The organism is Pseudomonas sp. PA-1-3F (genome assembly GCF_021609665.1).
Taxonomy (GTDB): domain Bacteria; phylum Pseudomonadota; class Gammaproteobacteria; order Pseudomonadales; family Pseudomonadaceae; genus Aquipseudomonas; species Aquipseudomonas paracarnis.
Genome location: NZ_WJZD01000023.1, coordinates 60,674 through 76,027 on the forward strand (window position 1 = coordinate 60,674; position 15,354 = coordinate 76,027).

The following is a 15,354-nucleotide window of genomic DNA, read 5'->3' on the forward strand; positions in this document are numbered from 1 at the left end:
GCGGGTACCCATCAGAGGCTGGTTGTCTTCGGTACCCACAGTTCCAGTAAGGCGTTGAGTTCTTCACGGCGAAACGGCTTGGCCAGGTAATCGTTCATTCCAGCGGCCCGGCAACGCTCGCGTTCTTCGGCCATCGCGTTGGCGGTCAAGGCAACAATGGGCAAGTCCGGCCAACGCCCGCTCCGGCGAATTTGTCGGCTGGCCTCATAGCCATCCATCACAGGCATGTTGCAGTCCATCAACACCAAGTCGAAGCGCTGGTCCTCCAGAAGCTTGAGGGCTTCGCCGCCATGGGCCGCGACGATTACCTCACACCCGAGCTTGCTGAGCATGCCCTTGGCCACCAGTTGATTGACCGCGTTGTCCTCCACCAGCAGGATGCGCGCGCGGTGCGCAAGCGGTGCGGTTTCTATCTGGACCGGGTCGAGCACCAGTTGCGCGCCGCTGCGCAGGTTGCGTTGCAGGATCTGGTACAGCGCGTTGCGGCTCAATGGGCGCGCTTGTTGCTGCAGCGGCGCCAGGGCCGTGACTTCTTCGCTGGGCAAAAAGTTGCCATAGGCGGTAACCAGCAGAATCGGCGCGCTGATGCCCGGGCGCAATCGGAACAAGCATTCAGGGCAGTCGGTGATCAACAGGTCGGGCGCCAGCCCGCTCAAATTATCGTCCTGGGAATAGCAGCGCGGGGTCAGCCCCCAAGAGGGCAATAGCGTGGTGAGCAGCTCCGTCAGCCCGCCGCCGGCGTTGGTGATGGCGATCACCTCGCCCGTGAGCGGTGCATAGCGCATGGCAGGCAAATGCGCGGGCAGTGGGAGGTCGGCGCAGAACTGGCTGCCAAAGCCCACCTCCGAGCTGATACTCAAGCGGCCTTGCATGGCTTCGCACAGGTTGTGAGTCAACGCCAGGCCCAATCCCGTCCCGCCAAACTGGCGGGTAATGCCAGCGCCGGCCTGGGTGAACGGCTGGAAGATTTTCACTTGGGCTTCCTGGGCGATGCCAATGCCGGTATCGCACACTTCAATGCTGACCCGGCCTTCTAGGGCGCGCAGACGCACATCGACGCGGCCAAAGCGGGTGAACTTCAAGGCGTTGGAGAGCAAGTTGCTGACGATCTGCCGCACACGGGTAGGGTCGCCGACCACCTGGGCGGGAAATTGCGGGTCGATCAGGCAGGTCAGCTCCACGCTCGGAGCGGCATTTTGCGAGAGCAGGTTGGCGGTATCTTCCACCAATGAGCCCAGGTCGAACGGGATATGCTCCAGTTCCAGCTGGCCGGCATCGAACTTGGACAGGTCAAGAATATCGTTGAGCAACTCCACCAGCACTTTGCCTGAGTCATGGGCAATGGACAGTTGCTGGCGCTGTTCGGCGGTCAGCGGGCTATCCAGTGAGAGGGCAATCATGCCCAGCAACCCATTGAGCGGCGTACGAATTTCATGGCTCATATTGGCCAGGAATGCTGCCCGTGCCTGAGCCATGCCCAGCGCAGTCATTTTCGCCGCCTCCAGCTCATCGTTGGACTGGCTCAAGCGTTGGTTGCTGGCCTTGAGTTCGAGGGTGCGCGCAGAAACGATATTTTCCAGTTGCCCCAAATACTCCGTGAGGCGATCTTCGGCATGGCGCCGTTGCTGGATCTCGGTTTCCATGTTTTCGAATTGTTGGTTGGCGACGCTGACCAGCACGCCGATTTCATCGTGTTCATGCCCCGGTGGGCAATCCAGGCGCGCCTGTTTGCGTGTGCTCAGCTCGCGGATAATGCGCACCAGCGGTTGGGTGAGCATTACGTAGAACAGGCCGAGCAAAATCCCGGTGAGCAGCAGGCTGCGGGCGAAGCCGTTGAGCAGAGTGATCTCGGCGCGATGCAGGAAACGGCTGCCAAAGGCATAAGTATCGACGTCCAGGCGTAACACACCAAGGGAGTCGTTGGGCATATGGCTGAGAAACAGTCGGTCTTCGAATTGGCGATTGGCACCAAACAGAAAATCGCTGACCGGCCGATAGTTGCTTTCCTTGCGCGGACGGTTGACGTCGGCCAGCACCACGCCATTGTTGTCGATCAACTGCGCGCGGATGATGGCGGGGGAGTGCAGCAGGCCCAAGGTCAGTTCCTGGGCGAGTTCGGCATCGATGTTGTAGGCGATTCTTGACGCCGGGTTATGGCTGATTTCAATCAGTGAGCGTATTTCACGGTTGATGGATGCGTCTTCACTGGCATAATCAATGCCGATTTGGATCAGACTGAGCAGGGTTCCCAAGACGAAACCGACCAGCACAGTCAATCTGGCTTGTTTATAAGACAAGCGGTGGGCGAACTTGATATCCATCGAGTGTTGAACCACTTAGCGTTTCCCTTCGCCCGGCAAGCATAGCTGAACATCCACAAGCTTTGGCTCGCCCGGCATGAATCGTTTGTTTGATGCAGCCCTACAGTTTGCCGCAGGGTTGCCAATACGCCATCTTTTGCAAGAAGTTGCCAGAGGAATAGCTGTGGATTCTCGATTGAATGCCTTTCTTGAGCGCGCCGATGCGGTGCTGGCTCGCCTGGAACCGTTGTTACCCGCCCCACGCCAGGCGATCGACTGGCACCAATGCCTGGCCGCCCGCTGGCAGCGCGAAGGTCGCAATGGCTTCCTGTTACCGTTGGAAGTGAGCCTGGACATGCGCCTGTCGGACCTGATCGGTGTCGACAAACAACGTGAACAACTGGCGCGCAACACCCAACAGTTCCTTGATGGGTTACCCGCCAACCACGCCCTGTTATGGGGTTCGCGTGGCACCGGCAAGTCTTCCATGGTCCGGGCCTTGCTCGCCCAGCACGCCAACGCCGGCCTGCGTCTTATCGAGATCGAGCGTGACCACCTGGCTGACCTGCCGCGGGTGGTCGAGCAACTGGTCAAGCTACCACAACGCTTCATTTTGTTTTGCGATGACCTATCGTTCGAGGCCGGCGAAGGTGACTATCGCGTGCTCAAGAGCGTGCTGGATGGTTCCCTGGAACAGGCGCCGGAAAACGTGCTGCTGTACGCCACGTCCAACCGTCGCCACCTTGTGCCGGAAAACCAGAGCGACAATGACAACTGGAAACGCGTGGACGGCGAATTGCACCCGAGCGAGGCGGTTGAAGACAAGATTGCCTTATCGGATCGTTTTGGCTTGTGGTTGTCGTTCTACCCCTTTACCCAGGAGCATTTCCTGGATGTGGTGGAACACTGGATCGGTGAGTTGGCCAGCAAGGCCGGCTTGCAGTGGCAGCGCGATGAGCAGCTTGACGTTCTCGCGGTGCGTTGGGCCACTGGGCGCGGCAACCGCAATGGCCGGTGCGCCTATCAATTCGCCCGTTACTGGGTGGGTCTTAAATTGCTGGAACGTCAACCATGATCGATTTACAACAGGCCGGCAGCGGCCTTGATGGCTATGCCATGCTCTGCGCGCAACTGGAGTCATTGCTGGCTGATGAGCGCGATTTTATTGCCAACAGTGCGCAGTTTTCCGCGTTCCTGTTCAACCAGTTGGATGACTTGAACTGGGCTGGCTTTTATCTCAATCGTAACGAAGAGCTGGTGCTTGGGCCCTTTCAGGGGCAGATCGCCTGTGTGCGCATTCCGTTTGGTCGCGGCGTGTGTGGTGCGGCTGCGGCCTCACGGAAAACCCAGCGCGTGGAGGACGTGCACGCGTTCCCAGGCCATATCGCCTGCGACAGCGCTTCGAACAGTGAATTGGTGGTGCCATTGGTCAAGGACGGCCAACTGATTGGTGTCCTTGACCTCGACAGCCCATTGCTGGGCCGCTTTACCCCTCAGGACCAGGAGGGGATTGAGCGGCTGGCGGAGATTTTCCTGCAGTTGACCGACTGCTGAAGCGGTGGGTACTTATGCTGGTCGCGGTAGGAGCGCATTTGCTCGCTCCCGCCACGACGGGCTTTGGTGCTATTGGGCTTGCAGTTCATTGAGTTGAACCCGCAGCATCTTCTCCAATTCCAGCATGAGCTGTTCCAGGGCCCTGATGCCGCTTTCGATCACGGCCCACTCCTCATTGCGAGAACAGGTTTGCTCCAAGGCTTCGCATTGCCCCGCCAACGAATGGGCTTGAACGATGCGGGCGGCACCCTTGATCTTGTGGGCTTGCTCAATGATGTCCGAGGGGGGCGCGTGTCGATCCCGCAGTTCGATAAGGACCTTGCGGTCGTGAAGGCTGCTGCTCAGCAGCTCCTCCAGCAAGCGTCGACTCAACTGTGGATCACCGCCGGTCAGCGCTTCCAGGCATTCGAGGTCCAGCCGTTGGGGCACGGTTTCAGGGGCGATATGTGCCAGTTGGCGCTCTAATACGGTAAGGCTGATGGGTTTGAACAGGCAGTCATCCATGCCGGCTTGCACGCACCGTTGCCTTTCCTCCGGCTGGGCGTTGGCGGTAAAGCCCAGTACCACGCAGGGCACCAATTGTTCGCGTTGCTCATATTCACGGATTGAACGACTCAGTTCGTAGCCATTCATGATGGGCATGTTGCAGTCGGCAATTACCAGGTCGAAATGCTCTTTACGCCAGGCCTGGAACCCTGCGGCTCCGTGCTCGGCAGCGATGAATTTATGCCCCAGGTAGCCCAATTGCTGGCACATCAGCAGGCGATTCGCCGGATGGTCGTCTACCACCAGTACGTTAAGCACCCGTGCGGTGGCCGGCGTTGGCGGCGTGTGTTCACCCACCGCCTGGATCGCTTGCAGGCGAGGCATGCTCAGGTTGACGTGCACCTGGGTGCCGACCATGGGCACGCTGCTCAGGCTCAATTGGCCGCCCATCATCGCGCACAGGCTGCGGCAGATCACCAGACCCAGGCCCGCGCCACTGCGCGCCAGTTGCCCGGAGTTGTCCGCCTGGGCAAAGGGTTCGAACAGGCGCTGTTGGTCATCCCGGCTGATGCCGATGCCGGTGTCTTCCACCACCAGTTTCAGCTCGATCTGCTCCGGGGCCTGGGTAGGCTGCAGCTCGACCTTGATCTTGACCTGCCCTTGTTCGGTGAACTTGATCGCGTTGCTCACAAGGTTCGATAGCACCTGCTTGAAGCGCAGCGGGTCTATCAGCACCTCGATATCGTTCAGGTCGGGTTTGAACTCCAGCAGCAGGCTGAGGGTTTTCTGCCGTGCGAGACCGTCGAAGACGCGCACCACTGATTCAATTACCTCCCGCAGGTTGACGCGCTCCGGCGCCAGGCTGAGGCGGCCGGACTCGATACGCGCGATGTCGAGAATGTCACCGATCAGCTCCAGCAGGTCTCTGGCCGAGTTGTACGCCACCTCGATCGCCGGACGGTCAAGGTGTCCTTGGTCGGCGCGCTTGAGCGTCAGTTCGAGCATGCCGATCACAGCGTTCATCGGGGTACGAATCTCGTGGCTCATGGTAGCCAGGAACGTGCTCTTGGCGCGGTTGGCTTCGTCGGCGCGCTCCTTGGCAGCGCGGAGTTCATCGAATAGCTGGCGTCGGTCACTGATATCGATCCAGCCACCGATGATGCCCTGGACTTCACCCGTAGAGTCGCGGTAGGGAAGGATCCAGTGATAGATGGTCAGTTTCTTGTCGTGGATATGCAGGCTGCGATCGAGGATCAGCGGGTTACCCTCGGCCACCACACGCAGATAGTCAGCATGATACTGGGCTGCCTCCGACGCCAGCGCCATGGTCATCTGGGTCACGCTTTTGCCGATCACCTCTTCGCGCTTGACGTCGAACACCTGCAGGTAGCTGTCGTTACAGGTCTGCAACAACCCATTGCGGTCGCGCACGTAGATCGGATGGGGCGTCTCATTGACCAGTGCACGCATGAACTCGAACTGATCGTTGAGGGCACGTTCGGCCATTTTTCGATGCTTGATCTGGCGACGCATGTAGGCGTTCCAGGCTAGGGATATCAACAGCAACAGCCCGGTGCCGATGATGATTCGCGCGATCAGTTGATGGTAATTACGCCAGTAGCTGTCCGATGCGGCGGTGTAGCCACGCCAGCGACTGTTGATTACGCCCATTTCATCCGGGGCAATGCTGAGCAGCGCCTTGTCGAGTATCGAGCTCAATTCCGTGGCTTGGCGCGAGGTAGCAAGAGAGAAGGTCGCTGGGGTCGTGCCGATGCTGGCGCTTATTTGCAATTTATCCTGGAAGACCTGGGATGACAGGAAATAGTTGGCGATCACCAAGGTATTCACTGCCCCATCCACTTGTCCCTGTGCTAGCAGCTCCGATGCTCTGAACGTATCACTGGTTTCCACCAGTTGAACCTGCGGGAAGTCTTTGCTCAAGGTCGCGGCCAGTGGGTTGCCTCGGGTGATTGCCAGACGCTTTCCTGCCATCTGCTCCATGTTCGAGGGGGCACCTTGCTCTCTGCGTGTCAACAATACATAGGAGTTTTCCAGGTAGGGGCGGCTGAAATTAAGCTGCGAATCTCGTTCGTTGCTGGGCACGATGGCACCGATCATATCGACTTTCTGGGTCGCGACCTGGTCGATCATCGCGCTGACATCGCGCCCGCGCTGCACCGAAAAACGCAGGCCGGTGCGCAAGCGAATCAACTCCAGCAAGTCGGCGGTGATGCCGCGAAAGTTGCCGTCTGCATCGAAGAACGTCAGGGGCGCGAAAGTTTCGTTGACGACCACGGTGACCACCGGATGCTCTTTGAGCCAGCGCTCTTCGCGCTGGGTCAGTTGCAGCTTCTTGTCGGTCAGCAGGATGTCGCTGCCGGCGCTCCAGCGCTTGGCAATACTGTCCCTTTCGTTGATGGGCACCGAGGCCAGGACTGAATCGACAATGCTGAGTAGCATCCGGTTGTCCTGGCGCATGGCAAAACTGAAGCCATAAGCTTCATGCTTGCCGAAGTTGGCCATGCGAATGTTCTTGAGATAGCCCTTGTTGATCATGTAATGGGTGGAAATGGTGTCACCGAGAAACACATCCGCCTGGTCGAAGGCCACTGCATTCAAGGCATTCTGATAGGACGGGTAGGCGCGGATGCTCGCCTTGGGGTACAGCTTTTCCACCTCGTTGAGCGGCAGGTAGTGATAGACAAGGCTCAGGCGCAGCCCATCGAGGCCTTCGCTGAGGCTGCGGGTTTCTCCCTCGCGCGTGACCAGCACCGGCTGGTCCACGGCATAGGGTTCGGAGAGGATAAGATTTGGCGTCGCAGCTTCAAACCCGTTTGAGGAGCCCAGCAGGTCAATTTCCCCGGCTTCCAGGGCACGAATGGCCGCCGCTCGGGAGGGGTAGCGCATCACATTGATTGGCAGGGAGAGTGCCTTGGCCAGTAATCCTGCGTAGTCGGCGGTAAGGCCTTCGTAGTCATGGCCGCTGGAAGTGAGGTCGAAGGGCGGGTAATCAGGTGTGGATGTCCCCAGCGTGAGTTCACGTTTGTTCTGCAGCCACTGGCGCTGGGCCTTGTCAAAATGAGTGTCCAGTTGAACAGCTCCCGCACGACTCAAGAGGGTGAAACGTTCCGGGCTGGTTTGGTGCTCCGCCAGCACGGTAGTGCTGAAGTACAAACCGGCACTTAATATAATCAGATAGTCCTTTATACGCCTGGGCATCCGCTTTCTCACACTAGCGCGTTTCGTTTTGCCATCTCGATGAGTTCTACCAAGGATTTGGCTTTGAGTTTCTGCATGAGTCTCTTTTTATAAGTACTGACCGTCTTGTTACTTAAAAACATACCTTTGGCAATTTCCTTGTTAGTGCGACCTTGCGCAAAAAGTTGCAGGACCATCAACTCTCGGTCATTAACTGACTTGAACAGTTCCAGCTCCTGGACATCCATGCCTTCGGCTCCGGGGCCACTCAAAGCCTGGCTGGGGAAGTAGTTGTAGCCGGACAGGACAGCGCGAATGGCGCTCAGCAATTCGCTCAGGTCACCCTCCTTGCACACGTAGCCTTCGGCGCCCGAGCGCATGCACCGCGTAGCAAATAGCGTTGGGCACTGGGCCGTGAGCACCAGGGTCTTCATGGAGGTGTTCATGGCATTGAATCGGCAGAGCACCTCGAGACCGTCGAGTTTCGGGATGCTGATATCCAGAATCACCAAGTCTGGAAGGCACTCACGGACCATTTGTATGGCATCGCACCCGTTGTCTGTTTCGCCGACGACCTTGTAACCTTCGTGCTCCAGCAACATTCGAATAGCAAGCCGGATAACGGGGTGGTCATCGATAATAAAAACTGAGTTCATAATCACATTCCATGCAGGTGCAAATAAAGCGGGCACATTAGCTCAGAAGATAAGGGCACGGCATGAAGCGCACGAGCAGTAGATGCAAAACAGGAAAGTTCCTACAATTAAAAAGGTATACGCCTACAAGTTGATGGGTAGTCGTGACAGAGCATGTGAGCGCTTCGAGCGCAATCGTGGCATGGTGATAGGCTTGAGTTTTTACGGCGGGCTTCGTAGCGTATTTCGTCGAAGAAGATGTTTAAAGTCCTACGTAGGGGGGGTAAAAGTTAAGCCGATTAACCTTTCAAGTTCGTCCTTGTTCAACGGTTTTGATAAATAGCCAAGAAGCGGAAGACTTCGTTGCGAGGCTTGTTTTGTCAGGCTCATCAGTTCTGGCGTGGGTAACCCGCTTAACAGAATAGCGCTGGTAATGAAGCGCCGACGGCTGGCGATTTCCACTAGTTCAAGTCCGGGCAGGTCGGGCAGGCATTGGTCGCACAACATCAGGTCAAAGGGATGTTCGGACTGGCTCATTGTGCGTATGGCCTGCTCTGCGTTTTCCACCGCAGTCAGTTGATCGAAGCCGAAGTTGTTGAGCAGGCATTGGGTGGCCAGAAGTTGAAACGGGTGATCCTCCACCAAAAGAATACGAAGAGAGTATCTGGGCATAGAAAGCACACAGTGAGGCAAGCGTCGATGGGGGCAGTAGAATTGCTCGGTCGGTTGGGAACGCGTGATTATTCTTCGGATGCTTGTACGAATTCGATCAGTCCGCTCTGTTCCCATCGTAGGGCAATTCGTTTCAGGGAACAGGCGGTCGGATGCAAGCGTTACTGAGGGCTGGAACGCCCAGTCATTTCCCGTGCCATTTCGGTGGCGTAGCTGTCGGTCATACCGGCAATGAAGTCGATCATTCGCAGGAACGAGGCGTGCAGTGGCCAGGCGGGGTCCGGCGCGCTGTTGCCCAGCAAATCGAGAATGCGCCGATTCTTGAACGACGGTGTTCGCCCGCCATGTTGTTCAAGGGCCGCGCCGCAGAACGCGTTCAGCAGGATTTCCAAGGTGGTGTAAGCGCCGATTTCATGCAATGTCTTGCGCTTGTCCTGGAAAATTTTCTTGCGCGCCATGTCTTTGGCATCCAGCACGCAGCGCTTTGCCGGGCCGTGCATATGCTCCACCAGGTCTCCCTGCAGCGTGCCGGCCAGCAGGGCGTCCTGCTGTTCGACAAACGCCTGCGCAGCCGCATTGGTCAGGTGCTCGATGGCTTTGCCACGCAGGATCGCCAGCTTGCGTCGGCGAGAGTCCAATGGGCCCAGCTGGCGATAGGTTTGTGGCAGGTCATCACCGACCAGGTCGAGCAACAACGACTCCACTTCGCTGTACTGCAGAAGCTCCATTTCCAGGCCATCTTCCAGGTCGATCAACGCGTAGCAGATGTCGTCGGCTGCCTCCATCAGGTAGACGAGCGGGTGACGCGCCCACCGTTGTTCCTCTAACTGGGGCAAGCCAAGCTTGTGGGCGATCTGCTCAAGAATTGGCAACTCGCTCTGGTAACAGCCGAACTTGTGTTTCTTGTAGCCCAGCGAGTCGGCGTGACGGGCAGTCCAGGGGTATTTGAGGTACGTGCCCAAGGTGGCGTAGGTCAGCCGCGTGCCGCCGTCGAACTGGTGGTATTCAAGTTGGGTGAGTACCCGAAAGCCCTGGGCATTGCCTTCGAAGTTAAGGAAGTCATTGCGTTCGGCGCTGCTCATGCCATCCAGCCAACCTCGCCCGGCGGCCTGTTGGAACCAGTGGCGAATGGCGTCTTCGCCGGAATGCCCGAATGGCGGGTTGCCGATGTCATGGGCCAGGCAGGCCGATTGCACCACCATGCCCAGGTCGCTGGGGTCGCACCAGTCGGGCAGGGCGCTGCGCAGGGTTTCGCCCACGCGCATACCGAGTGAGCGCCCCACGCAGCTGACTTCCAGGGAGTGGGTCAAGCGTGTGTGGATATGGTCGTTGCTCGAAACCGGATGCACTTGGGTCTTGCGTCCCAGGCGCCGGAATGCGCCGGAGAAAATAATGCGGTCGTGATCTTTGTGGAAGGGGCTGCGGCCCAGTTCTTCAGGGCTGTGCAGGGGTTTTCCAAGACGTTCGCGGGTTAGCAGGGTGGGCCAATCCAAGGCGCAGGCTCTCCGTAGTGTGAATGACAGTTCCAGCTTCCCGGTTCGGCCTTCAAGGGCAGGCGAATCCAGCGGTCGGCCGCGTCGGTATCAATTAACAGGCAGCGCAAAAAACCGCAATGACCAGCAGGTGTCTGGTCATTGCGGTCATCGGCTCACGAGGGTCAGCTTTTGCGCGAAGAGCCTTGCATGGCCAACTTGATCAGGGGGATCAAGCCGGCACCCAGCCGCACCAGGCGCGTGATGCTGCTGATACTGCCGCCCTTGGCGCCCTTGCCGGTAAAGAAGCCCATCAGCGTAACCGCCGCCACGCCCCACAACGGCGCGTGCTTGATGCCCAGGCTGTCCTGCCAGTTGTGGCGCATGTTGCGCATTTTGTGCAGGGGCGCCATGAGTTGTTGGGACTCATGACGGATTTCCTGGCGGTGCATTTCCATGCGCAGGCGAATCAAGGCTTTGCGCATTTCCCGGCGAGAAGTATTTTGCGGGATCTCAGTCATGCTCATGGCAGCAGGCGCTCCCGGTCATTGGCCAGTTCTTCGAGCGTGGCGTGGAAGGGCGTGGACTCATCGAATACCGCCGCCTTCAAGCGCACACCGCAGAACGCAGCGGCCAGGCTGTAGAACACGCAGAGGCAGATGATGCCGGTCAGGCGATAGCCCGTGTCCCACACCAGGATCATCACCAGCGTCGACAACCCCACCAGCAACAGCAGGGCAAACACCAACGCCAGGCCGGCAAACAGCAAAAGGCTGACGGTACGGGCCTTTTGCTCTTGTAATTCAATGCCGAACAACTCGACATGACTGTGCAGCAAGCCCAGCACAGCTGCGCCCAGGCGTCGGGAAGTTGAACCGCTTGCTGAGGAATGTGCGCTCGTGGATGAGCTGGATTCGCCGATAGACATGGTTAGCGCCTTGTAGCCAATAGACCGATCAAAAAGCCTACGCCGGCAGCAATGCCGACTGACTGCCATGGGTTGGCTTGCACGTAGTCTTCGGTGGCGGTGATCGCCGCCTGGCCGCGCTCGCGCAATGAGTCTTCGGTCAGTTGCAGGGTCTCGCGGGCCTTGAGCAGGCTCTCGTGGATCTTGGTGCGCAACTCGTCAGCCTGGTCACCGGCCAGCACGGCAGTGTCGTCCAGTAGCTTTTCGGTATCGCTGACCAGGGTTTGAAAATCTTCCATCAGTATCTCTTGAGCAGTCTTTGCTGTTTTACCGGCCATGGTTATCTCCGTGGGTAGCTGATCTGTACGTGTGGTTTCGAGTCGCGGCGTTCGCTGAAGGTTCATTGCAATTGTGTGGTACAGCTTTTGCTTTGCCTTGGTGCGCAGGCCTTGGAGCCTGCGCTGAATCCGGGCGGTCGAGGTGAAAACCTTGGAAAACCTTACCCTAAATCACTTAATTTCGCGGAAAAACCCTTTCGGCAACGGCCTGTTGTGTTGATCGCTGCGCTAAAGCGGTTCACGCCCTCTGAAGAAAGGCGGAGCCGGCGGTGCCAATTTAGTGCGCTAAACCCTGGCTTGAACCGCTTTGGTGCTTTTTGCCTTGATGCAGGCCTGCCAACCTCCATGGAAAACTTGCAAAGCGCGGTGGACACCCTCGTCCACAGCTCCAATACCTTGTTCATTCTGATTGGCGCGGTCATGGTGCTGGCCATGCACGCCGGCTTTGCCTTCCTTGAAGTTGGCACGGTACGGCAGAAGAACCAAGTCAACGCCTTGTCGAAAATCCTCAGTGATTTCGCGATTTCAACGCTGGCCTATTTCTTTATAGGCTATTGGATCTCCTACGGTGTGAGCTTCCTGCAACCGGCCGCGGTGATCAGCGCCGATCATGGCTACGGCTTGGTGAAGTTTTTCTTCCTGCTGACGTTTGCCGCGGCGATTCCGGCAATTATTTCCGGCGGGATTGCCGAGCGTGCGAAGTTTGCCCCGCAGCTGTGTGCCACCGCGCTGATCGTGGCGTTTATCTACCCGTTCTTCGAAGGCCTGGTATGGAACGGCAACCTTGGCCTGCAAGCATGGCTGCTCGCAACCTTTGGCGCCAGCTTCCACGACTTTGCCGGTTCCGTGGTGGTTCACGCCATGGGCGGCTGGCTGGCGCTGGCGGCGGTGTTGCTGCTGGGCCCGCGCAATGGGCGTTATCGTGAAGGGCGCCTGGTGGCGTTTGCGCCGTCGAGCATTCCTTTCCTGGCGCTGGGCTCGTGGATTCTGATCGTGGGCTGGTTCGGCTTTAACGTGATGAGCGCGCAAACCCTCAATGGCGTCAGTGGTCTGGTGGCCGTCAATTCGCTGATGGCCATGGTCGGCGGCACCGTGGCTGCCCTGGTAATTGGCCGTAACGATCCCGGTTTTCTGCACAACGGTCCTTTGGCCGGGTTGGTGGCAATCTGCGCCGGTTCCGACCTCATGCATCCGGTGGGCGCGCTGGTCACGGGCGTGGTCGCTGGCGGCTTGTTCGTGTGGTGCTTCATCGCTGCCCAGGCGCGCTGGAAGATCGACGACGTGCTGGGCGTGTGGCCGTTGCATGGCTTGTGTGGCGTGTGGGGTGGCATTGCCTGCGGCATCTTTGGGCAGGCGGCCCTGGGTGGGCTGGGCGGCGTGAGCCTGATCAGCCAGTTGATCGGCACCGGGCTGGGCGTGGCGGTAGCATTTGGCGGCGGCTTGCTGGTGTACGGCGTGATCAAGCGCGTGCAAGGGCTGCGCTTGAGCCAGGAACAGGAGTATTACGGTGCGGACCTGTCGATCCACAAGATCGGCGCGGTCAGTCAGGACTGATCGGCGCGTCTTCGTCAGTGTGTGGCGGTGGGTAGAAACCGTGCAGCAGGCGATAGTGGTTGCGCCGTACTTCATTCACTCGCGCCTGCACCTGTTGGTCCGGCAGGCCCAGCAGGATCAGGGCGTGGGAGGCGAGCATCAGGCTCGACTCCAGCAACTCGGGCACCACCTCGCTGGCGCCCGCGGCCTTGAGTTCAGCCAACTGGCTGTCATCGCGTGTGCGCACCAGGATCGGCACGTCTGGGTTGATCTGCCGCGCCTCCTTGAGCACCACCAGGGCGACATCGCTGTTGTCCACCGCGATCACCGCCAACCGCGCCCGTTCCAGGCCGACGGCGCTGAGCAATGCACCACGGCGGCAGTCGCCATAATGCACACTGCTGTCCTCGGTGGCGGCTTCCTGCACCCGTTCGGGGTCATCATCCAGGGCGATAAACGCCTGTTGTTCGCGGCGCATAAAGCGCCCGATGGACTGGCCTACCCGGCCATACCCGCAAATCACCACGTGTCCGTGCAATTGAGCGTTGAGCGCGGTGATGTGTTCCAGTTGCACTTGCTGGTTGGGCTTGCGATGCAGGCGCAGCGCGATGGCCGGTGCCGCACGTAACAGCAGCGGTGTCAGCAGCATCGAGCAGAAGGTGGCGGCCAGTAACAAACCGTTGAACTCATCGGGAATCAACCGGCTCTGCTGCATCTGCGCCATCAGCGCAAAACAGAACTCGCCGCCCTGGGCCAGCGCCAGACCGCTGCGCCAGGCCGTTTCGGTGTCACTGTTACGCCACTTGACCAGCGCCGCGACGACGCTGCCTTTGACCAGCATCAGCGTGAGCGTCAGACCGAGGATCAACAGGCTGTGGCTGACGAACAACTGCAGATCGATGAGCATGCCGATGCTGACAAAAAACAGCCCCAGCAGGATGTCGCGAAACGGGCGGATATCGGCTTCGATCTGGTGTCGGTAATGACTTTCCCCCAGCAGCATGCCGGCCAGGAATGCACCGAGGGCAGGGGACAGGCCCAGCAGGTGGGTGAGCCAGGCGGTGAGCAAGACAATCACCAGCGCCAGCAGCACAAACAGTTCCGCCGAATGAGACGCGGCGACTTCACGGAACAGGCGCGGTAGCAACCATCGGCTGGCGAACAACAGGCCCACGAACAGCACCACGGTCTTGCCCAAGGTCAGCGGCAGCGCCCAGTACCAGGCTTGGTCGCTGCTGCCGGCAAATACCGGTACCAATGTCAGCAGCAACACCGCTACGACATCCTGGAACAGCAACACGCCGATCGCATTCTGCCCATGACTGCTGAAGACTTCACCCAGGCTGGTCAACTCCTTGCTGACAATGGCGGTGGACGATAACGCCAGCCCTGCGCCCAGTAACAACGCGACGCCAGGTGCGAGGCCAAAGCTCATCAATAACGCGCCCAGCAATGCCCCGCACCCCAGCACTTGCAGGCTGCCCAGGCCAAATACCACGCTGCGCAGCGCCAACATTCTCGACAGGGAAAACTCAAGCCCCAGGGAAAACAGCAGGAACACCACACCCATCTCGGCCAGGTCCGGCAGGTCTTCGTTGTCATTGACCCAGTCCAGCGCGGTGGGGCCCACTGCCAGGCCTACGCACAGGTAGCCCAGCACGGGCGGCAGCTGCAGCCGGCGAAACAGTGCAATCACCACCAGGGATGAGGCCAGAATAATCAGCAGGTTGGCGAACACAGGCATCTCCGTTGCAGGGCGAGCGGCAAAAAGCCGCAAGAATCGCTGAATCAGTTATAGGCCATGGTGATCTGGATCAGGCTTTTTGCACCGTAGGAGCGAGCTTGCTCGCGAAAAACGTCAACGATAACGCGGGGTTCCTGAGTGAACGCGGCGCGCGGGAGTTTTTCGCGAGCAAGCTCGCTCCTACAGGGGCTTGTTGGGATTAGAATGGACGTTCGTTTCTTGTTCGAGTCCTTTCATCATGCTTCCTGAATGCCAGCTGTTCGGCACCCTGGGTTGCCATCTGTGTGAGATTGCCGAAGCCGAAGTCATGCCGCTCGTCGAGCACGGGTTGTTGGTGGAGTTGGTGGATATCGCCGATCCGGAGGACCTGACAGACGTCTACGGCCTGCGGATTCCGGTGCTTCGCCGCACGGACACCGGGGCGGAACTGGACTGGCCGTTCGACACCGCGCAGGTGGTTACCTTCCTGCGCTGAGATTTATGCGATGGCGGCTTTCCAAATATTAAGTTACTGT

13 protein-coding genes are annotated in these 15,354 nt (G+C 58.9%); 4 read left to right on the forward strand and 9 right to left on the reverse strand.

Annotated features, from left to right (window positions below; all coding sequences use genetic code 11):
- Positions 1-11: 11 nt before the first annotated feature.
- Positions 12-2,321, reverse strand: a complete 2,310-nt coding sequence (locus GIV26_RS17530; protein WP_236281683.1) for a hybrid sensor histidine kinase/response regulator — start codon at positions 2,319-2,321, stop codon at positions 12-14.
- A gap of 163 nt (positions 2,322-2,484) precedes the next feature.
- Here GIV26_RS17530 and GIV26_RS17535 point away from each other — a divergent pair, with 163 nt between their 5' ends.
- Both GIV26_RS17535 and GIV26_RS17540 read left to right on the forward strand, forming a co-directional pair.
- The gene (locus tag GIV26_RS17535; RefSeq protein ID WP_034127157.1) at positions 2,485-3,375 is read left to right on the forward strand and encodes an ATP-binding protein; all 891 of its coding nucleotides are present in this window, start codon (positions 2,485-2,487) and stop codon (positions 3,373-3,375) included.
- Positions 3,372-3,854, forward strand: coding sequence for a GAF domain-containing protein (locus tag GIV26_RS17540; RefSeq protein WP_054897893.1), 483 nt, complete (start codon positions 3,372-3,374; stop codon positions 3,852-3,854). The genes GIV26_RS17535 and GIV26_RS17540 overlap by 4 nt, the downstream gene beginning before the upstream one ends.
- 69 nt (positions 3,855-3,923) lie before the next feature.
- Here the strand turns inward: GIV26_RS17540 and GIV26_RS17545 are convergent, their stop codons facing one another.
- From GIV26_RS17545 to GIV26_RS17575, 7 genes are all read right to left on the reverse strand, one after another.
- On the reverse strand, positions 3,924-7,559 hold the full coding sequence (locus GIV26_RS17545; RefSeq protein ID WP_236281663.1) for a transporter substrate-binding domain-containing protein: 3,636 nt from the start codon (positions 7,557-7,559) through the stop codon (positions 3,924-3,926).
- Between the two features lie 8 nt (positions 7,560-7,567).
- A complete protein-coding gene (locus GIV26_RS17550) occupies positions 7,568-8,194 on the reverse strand; it encodes a response regulator transcription factor (protein WP_034127160.1) in 627 nt (208 codons plus the stop codon).
- Between the two features lie 249 nt (positions 8,195-8,443).
- A complete protein-coding gene (locus GIV26_RS17555; protein ID WP_236281665.1) occupies positions 8,444-8,845 on the reverse strand; it encodes a response regulator in 402 nt (133 codons plus the stop codon).
- A gap of 161 nt (positions 8,846-9,006) precedes the next feature.
- Entirely contained in the window at positions 9,007-10,338 is a 1,332-nt protein-coding gene (locus GIV26_RS17560; protein ID WP_034127162.1) for a deoxyguanosinetriphosphate triphosphohydrolase, read from the reverse strand.
- Positions 10,339-10,502: 164 nt separating this feature from the next.
- A complete protein-coding gene (locus tag GIV26_RS17565) occupies positions 10,503-10,844 on the reverse strand; it encodes a hypothetical protein (protein WP_034127163.1) in 342 nt (113 codons plus the stop codon).
- A complete protein-coding gene (locus GIV26_RS17570) occupies positions 10,841-11,245 on the reverse strand; it encodes a phage holin family protein (protein WP_005786473.1) in 405 nt (134 codons plus the stop codon). Before GIV26_RS17570 ends, GIV26_RS17565 begins: the two co-directional genes overlap by 4 nt.
- Before the next feature lie 2 nt (positions 11,246-11,247).
- Positions 11,248-11,562, reverse strand: a complete 315-nt coding sequence (locus tag GIV26_RS17575; RefSeq protein WP_003189926.1) for a DUF883 family protein — start codon at positions 11,560-11,562, stop codon at positions 11,248-11,250.
- 345 nt (positions 11,563-11,907) lie between these two features.
- Here GIV26_RS17575 and GIV26_RS17580 point away from each other — a divergent pair, with 345 nt between their 5' ends.
- On the forward strand, positions 11,908-13,116 hold the full coding sequence (locus tag GIV26_RS17580) for an ammonium transporter (protein WP_054897892.1): 1,209 nt from the start codon (positions 11,908-11,910) through the stop codon (positions 13,114-13,116).
- On the opposite strand, the gene GIV26_RS17585 is transcribed toward GIV26_RS17580, so the two are convergent.
- Positions 13,103-14,839 carry a cation:proton antiporter gene (locus GIV26_RS17585; RefSeq protein WP_034127165.1) on the reverse strand — a complete coding sequence of 579 codons (1,737 nt, stop codon included), beginning with the start codon at positions 14,837-14,839 and terminating at the stop codon, positions 13,103-13,105. The two genes, GIV26_RS17580 and GIV26_RS17585, sit on opposite strands and share 14 nt — an antisense overlap.
- Positions 14,840-15,077: 238 nt before the next feature.
- On the opposite strand from GIV26_RS17585, the gene GIV26_RS17590 reads away from it, so the two are divergent.
- A complete protein-coding gene (locus tag GIV26_RS17590) occupies positions 15,078-15,314 on the forward strand; it encodes a glutaredoxin family protein (RefSeq protein ID WP_034127166.1) in 237 nt (78 codons plus the stop codon).
- The last annotated feature ends 40 nt before the right edge of the window (positions 15,315-15,354 follow it).

Bases quoted from the DNA above. Each gene is read 5' to 3' on its own strand.
- GIV26_RS17590 (WP_034127166.1), top strand. From the start codon at position 15,078: ATGCTTCCTGAATGCCAGCTGTTCGGCACCCTGGGTTGCCATCTGTGT.
- GIV26_RS17550 (WP_034127160.1), bottom strand. From the start codon at position 8,194: ATGAACTCAGTTTTTATTATCGATGACCACCCCGTTATCCGGCTTGCT.
- GIV26_RS17530 (WP_236281683.1), bottom strand. From the start codon at position 2,321: ATGGATATCAAGTTCGCCCACCGCTTGTCTTATAAACAAGCCAGATTG.
- GIV26_RS17580 (WP_054897892.1), top strand. From the start codon at position 11,908: ATGGAAAACTTGCAAAGCGCGGTGGACACCCTCGTCCACAGCTCCAAT.
- GIV26_RS17575 (WP_003189926.1), bottom strand. From the start codon at position 11,562: ATGGCCGGTAAAACAGCAAAGACTGCTCAAGAGATACTGATGGAAGAT.
- GIV26_RS17555 (WP_236281665.1), bottom strand. From the start codon at position 8,845: ATGCCCAGATACTCTCTTCGTATTCTTTTGGTGGAGGATCACCCGTTT.
- GIV26_RS17540 (WP_054897893.1), top strand. From the start codon at position 3,372: ATGATCGATTTACAACAGGCCGGCAGCGGCCTTGATGGCTATGCCATG.
- GIV26_RS17545 (WP_236281663.1), bottom strand. From the start codon at position 7,559: ATGCCCAGGCGTATAAAGGACTATCTGATTATATTAAGTGCCGGTTTG.
- GIV26_RS17570 (WP_005786473.1), bottom strand. From the start codon at position 11,245: ATGTCTATCGGCGAATCCAGCTCATCCACGAGCGCACATTCCTCAGCA.
- GIV26_RS17585 (WP_034127165.1), bottom strand. From the start codon at position 14,839: ATGCCTGTGTTCGCCAACCTGCTGATTATTCTGGCCTCATCCCTGGTG.
- GIV26_RS17565 (WP_034127163.1), bottom strand. From the start codon at position 10,844: ATGAGCATGACTGAGATCCCGCAAAATACTTCTCGCCGGGAAATGCGC.